This window comes from Segatella hominis, assembly GCF_004535825.1.
In the GTDB taxonomy this organism is placed as follows: Bacteria; Bacteroidota; Bacteroidia; order Bacteroidales; family Bacteroidaceae; genus Prevotella; species Prevotella hominis.
The window spans coordinates 1-3863 of record NZ_SGVY01000095.1 but is presented as its reverse complement, the minus strand read 5'-3'; the positions used below and the strand labels follow the sequence as shown (position 1 = coordinate 3863).

Genomic DNA, 3863 nt, shown 5'->3' with positions numbered 1-3863 from the left:
ACAGGGAAGGCGTGAGCACCTACCAAGGCATCTCCCTCAAGGCGGAGAAGCCTTCCTATCCATTGGGCACCACGGAAATCAGATTCACGATTACCAACCATAGTGGCGAGGAATTTGTGTATGGCGATGCCTATAGCATCACAGCCCAAGGAGCGGATGGCAATTGGTTTGTTGTGCCCACCGATTGCTTGTTCACGGCCATCGGTCATGTTTTAAACGATGGTCAAAGCGGCACCATTACTGCCCATCTTTTTCCCGATATTCTTCCCAACAAACCAGGCGTTTACCGCTTTTTTTATGAGGATAGCATAGATGGTGAGAAGGTGCCTTTCATGGCAACTTTTGAGTTGAAGTAAATAAAAAGAATTGTTGCTTATGAAAATACTCTTCAGTTTATTGGCATTTTGTTTATTTGCCTCATGCGTCCATTCCCAAGAGGCGGTGGACACGGTAAGTGTGCGTGTACAATACAGAGTAAAAATATAATGAACGTAATATGAAACTAAGAGATAAAGATACAAAGAAATATTTGCTATCCGTAGCCGTAAGTACGTTTGTTTCTTACGTAGTTACATTCATATCTTTTTATGGGAGAGTTTACTACGATATTATCGAGACTACTTGCGTTTGTATTTGCTTGTTGAATGTTGTTACGGCTTTGCTTGCTTGGAAGTTTGCTAAATCAAATAGCAAGATGTCTCTATTGGTATTGCATTGGGAGTTGGATACTCTTGCCATGTTGCCCTTAATGGGCTTCTCTATTTGGGCTATAACTGACGGAACTATCGCTTGCTTCTTTGCGATTATTCAATTTATATTGTTGGGAATCTTAAATCTCTTCACTGTCGGCTTGTCATTAGCCGTCTATTCTTTCATTCAGCATAAATGCAAGATAAGGCCGAAGGATATAAATCAGTTTTACTTATGAAACATTCTTTATTTGTCGTTTTCACGATAATTGTAATATCGTTGACATCATCGTCTTGTCCTACTCATCCTGTCTATATGGATGCCCGATTAGAAGGTCCTTTGAATATAGTTCCAGATAGCTTCTATATGGAACGAAGCAAGGAATATAGGTTTGCCAGTGTCAATTTTAATTTTGGTGATGAAATGAGCGTATTTCTCCCTCTTGTAGAAACCGATAAAGTCGATATGGGAGGAAAGACATTGCTTGATGAAGACCTCGACCAAGATTCCCTGACGAAGAGCGATTCTTTATACCGTAAATCCATCGAAGATGCTGATGGCACTTATATACTTCCTACAAAAGATTCGCTAAGAATCATTGCGCCGTCGCATCCTCTTCGTGGACTATACAAAATCACGTTTTTTAAGGTCAAACGTTATGCGCAAGAACACTATTTCGTGCGTATGTCAAATGATTCGACATACATCATTTGCGAGAAGCTCTTCTCTGGTTGGGACGTTGATGGCAATATACTTAAAAATTGGGAGAAATGAAAAGAAAACGAAAGAATATGGCTAAAAGGGAAACAGCCAAGACAAACAATGACGAATCCTATTACAAAAATTTCGTGATTCCATGTGTCATTTTTTTTGTAGGATATTACTTTTCAGCACACAATGGTATCTGTTATTCGGACTTTACTTTTGTAGTCGTAATCCTATTCATTGTCGTTTTCGTAGTAGGAATAAAATGTCTCATTAAAAGCAAAATTAATTCCTATGCTATAGGATGGTGGACATTTTGTGTTTCTCTTGCATCGTTTTTTATCTTAAATGTGATATACACGGAAAAGGAAGAAAATGAAATAAACAAGTATATTCAATCTGTAGCAGGAGGAAGCAAGTACAATCCGATAAATTAAAAGGCAAACTGCTATAATATTAACTTTTAAAGAGACCCGATTAAAATAATAGAAATGACAACAGAATTTAGTTATTTAACCTTCTCCGTTTTCGAGATCAGTGATTTCAATCTATTTATTGATACTGTGAAAGTTATATTCAAAAAACAACTGATAACAGGAAAGGCTGAAATCTATTCGGAAATACCAAATCCAAATGGGTGGGTTAATCCACAAAGTGGAGGCTCCCATTTTCCCAAATTTAGTTGCTGGCAAAATAAGATATATCCAGACAAAGTGTTTTTTATATCAAATTATGAAGATGGACTGTCTAATGTTTGCAGAATCATACAAAAACATTTGAGATGTAACATTATTACATGTGCATTATCCAATGAAACTGAAACAGATAATCCATTTTTCAAATTCTATTTTTCCAATTCCAATTTAGAAGAACGATTAATTCAAGCATACAAAGAAGATAGGTGGATTTTTTATGAAGAGGGAAAGCCGCTCTCTTTTGAAAATTTGGATTATTACAAAAGAAGACGAATTACAGACAGACTAAATAATAATATAATTAAAGAGTATATGATTCGATTAGGGATTGACATAAATACAATTGATGCCCAAATAAAGGCAGGTATTGTATATGTCCGTAAAAAATGGTAACTCGCTCTAAAAAGGACTTCTATTAAATATCAAGAAGTTGCAAAATTACCTATTGAATATAGGTAACGATATGGAAACGAGCGGATTTCTGCTCGTTTCTGTATTTTGCAATATACAAAGAACACCTTTAATCGAGTGCAAAGGTACGATAAAATTTTAAGTCTGCCATAGATTGTGAGGGGAAAAAACATGGAAATTAGAACTTTTTACGTTAAAATACATATTTGATAAGTAGATTTTGAAGAAAATATTTGGAGAAATCAAATAAAAACAGTATCTTTGCAGCACTAGAATCCGCCACGCTTCCCATAGAACAGCGTACCAGGGCGGAACTTTTTGTTTATATGCGTATGGAATATATTAATCCACCACTTGGTACAGCAACCCTTTTAGCCAATCTTCAAAATGAGGGATTGGTGATTATGGATGAGAGAAAGGCAAATGCTTTTCTTGAAAATGTCAGCTACTTTAGATTTGCAGCATATTTGCGTCCTTTCAAAGCTTCAGACAGGCATAGCTATAAGGAAAATGCAACATTTGAGAAAGCTGTGAGACTTTATGAGTTTGATGTCAAACTTAGAACCCTACTATTTTCCGCTATTCAAAAGATTGAGATTTCTTTGCGGGCAAAGGTTATCAACCAGTTTTCTTTGAATTATGGAGCTTTTTGGTTTATCAATCCCGATTTAGCTGTTGACAAACATAAGTTTGCAGAGAATCTTTCCTCTTTGGATAGAGAACTGCAGCGTTCCAAGGATGATTTTATCAAAGAGCATTATGTAAAGTATGGCAAGGAAGATTTTCCACCAGCTTGGAAACTAATAGATTTGACATCGTTTGGCTGCTTGACAAAATTGTATTTCAATTTCGCCAATGGTGCTGCCAAAAAGAAAATAGCTCGTTCCTATAACGTTCCTCAGCAAGAAATACTTGAAAGCTGGATGAAATCCATCAATGCGCTTCGCAACTGTTGTGCCCATCATGGACGTGTATGGAATCGTGTGATGCCTGTAATGCCCCAACTTCCGATGAAATTAAAACAAGCATGGATAATGAATAAGCCCGAAGTTGCTAATCGACTATATTCCGTTCTTTGTTGCTTGTTATATTGGCTCAATGCCATTGATCCACGAAATGAATTATGTGCTAAGTTCAAGGACTTATTGTCACAATATCCAGAAGTCGACACGAATGCCATGGGATTTCCTAAGCATTGGCAAGATGAGCCATTGTGGAGATAGCAGTTTGGTATTCCTTCCCAAGTTGGATTAGCTCATGAAATGATTCATGGTGACAGATCAATGCGTGGAGTTGCAATAGAGTATTCAGAAAGCGAGTCTTATTCCTATATGAATAATCGGGGGCAAAGAGTCATGGAAA

4 protein-coding genes are annotated in these 3863 nt (G+C 36.8%); all 4 read left to right on the top strand.

Annotation, left to right across the window (positions count from 1 at the left end; translation table 11 throughout):
* On the top strand, positions 1 to 356 hold a 356-nt coding region (locus EXN75_RS17920; RefSeq protein ID WP_342776623.1), incomplete at its 5' end, for an immunoglobulin-like domain-containing protein.
* A 568-nt stretch (positions 357 to 924) separates the two neighbouring features.
* Positions 925 to 1464 carry a hypothetical protein gene (locus EXN75_RS16945; protein WP_134844715.1) on the top strand — a complete coding sequence of 180 codons (540 nt, stop codon included), beginning with the start codon at positions 925 to 927 and terminating at the stop codon, positions 1462 to 1464.
* A 422-nt stretch (positions 1465 to 1886) separates the two neighbouring features.
* The gene (locus tag EXN75_RS16940) at positions 1887 to 2483 is read left to right on the top strand and encodes a hypothetical protein (protein ID WP_134844714.1); all 597 of its coding nucleotides are present in this window, start codon (positions 1887 to 1889) and stop codon (positions 2481 to 2483) included.
* A 251-nt stretch (positions 2484 to 2734) separates the two neighbouring features.
* The gene (locus EXN75_RS16935) at positions 2735 to 3724 is read left to right on the top strand and encodes an Abi family protein (protein WP_228112371.1); all 990 of its coding nucleotides are present in this window, start codon (positions 2735 to 2737) and stop codon (positions 3722 to 3724) included.
* Positions 3725 to 3863: the final 139 nt, after the last annotated feature.

Coding starts and splice junctions, on each gene's coding strand:
- EXN75_RS16940 (WP_134844714.1), top strand. CDS start 1,887: ATGACAACAGAATTTAGTTATTTAACCTTCTCCGTTTTCGAGATCAGT.
- EXN75_RS16945 (WP_134844715.1), top strand. CDS start 925: ATGAAACATTCTTTATTTGTCGTTTTCACGATAATTGTAATATCGTTG.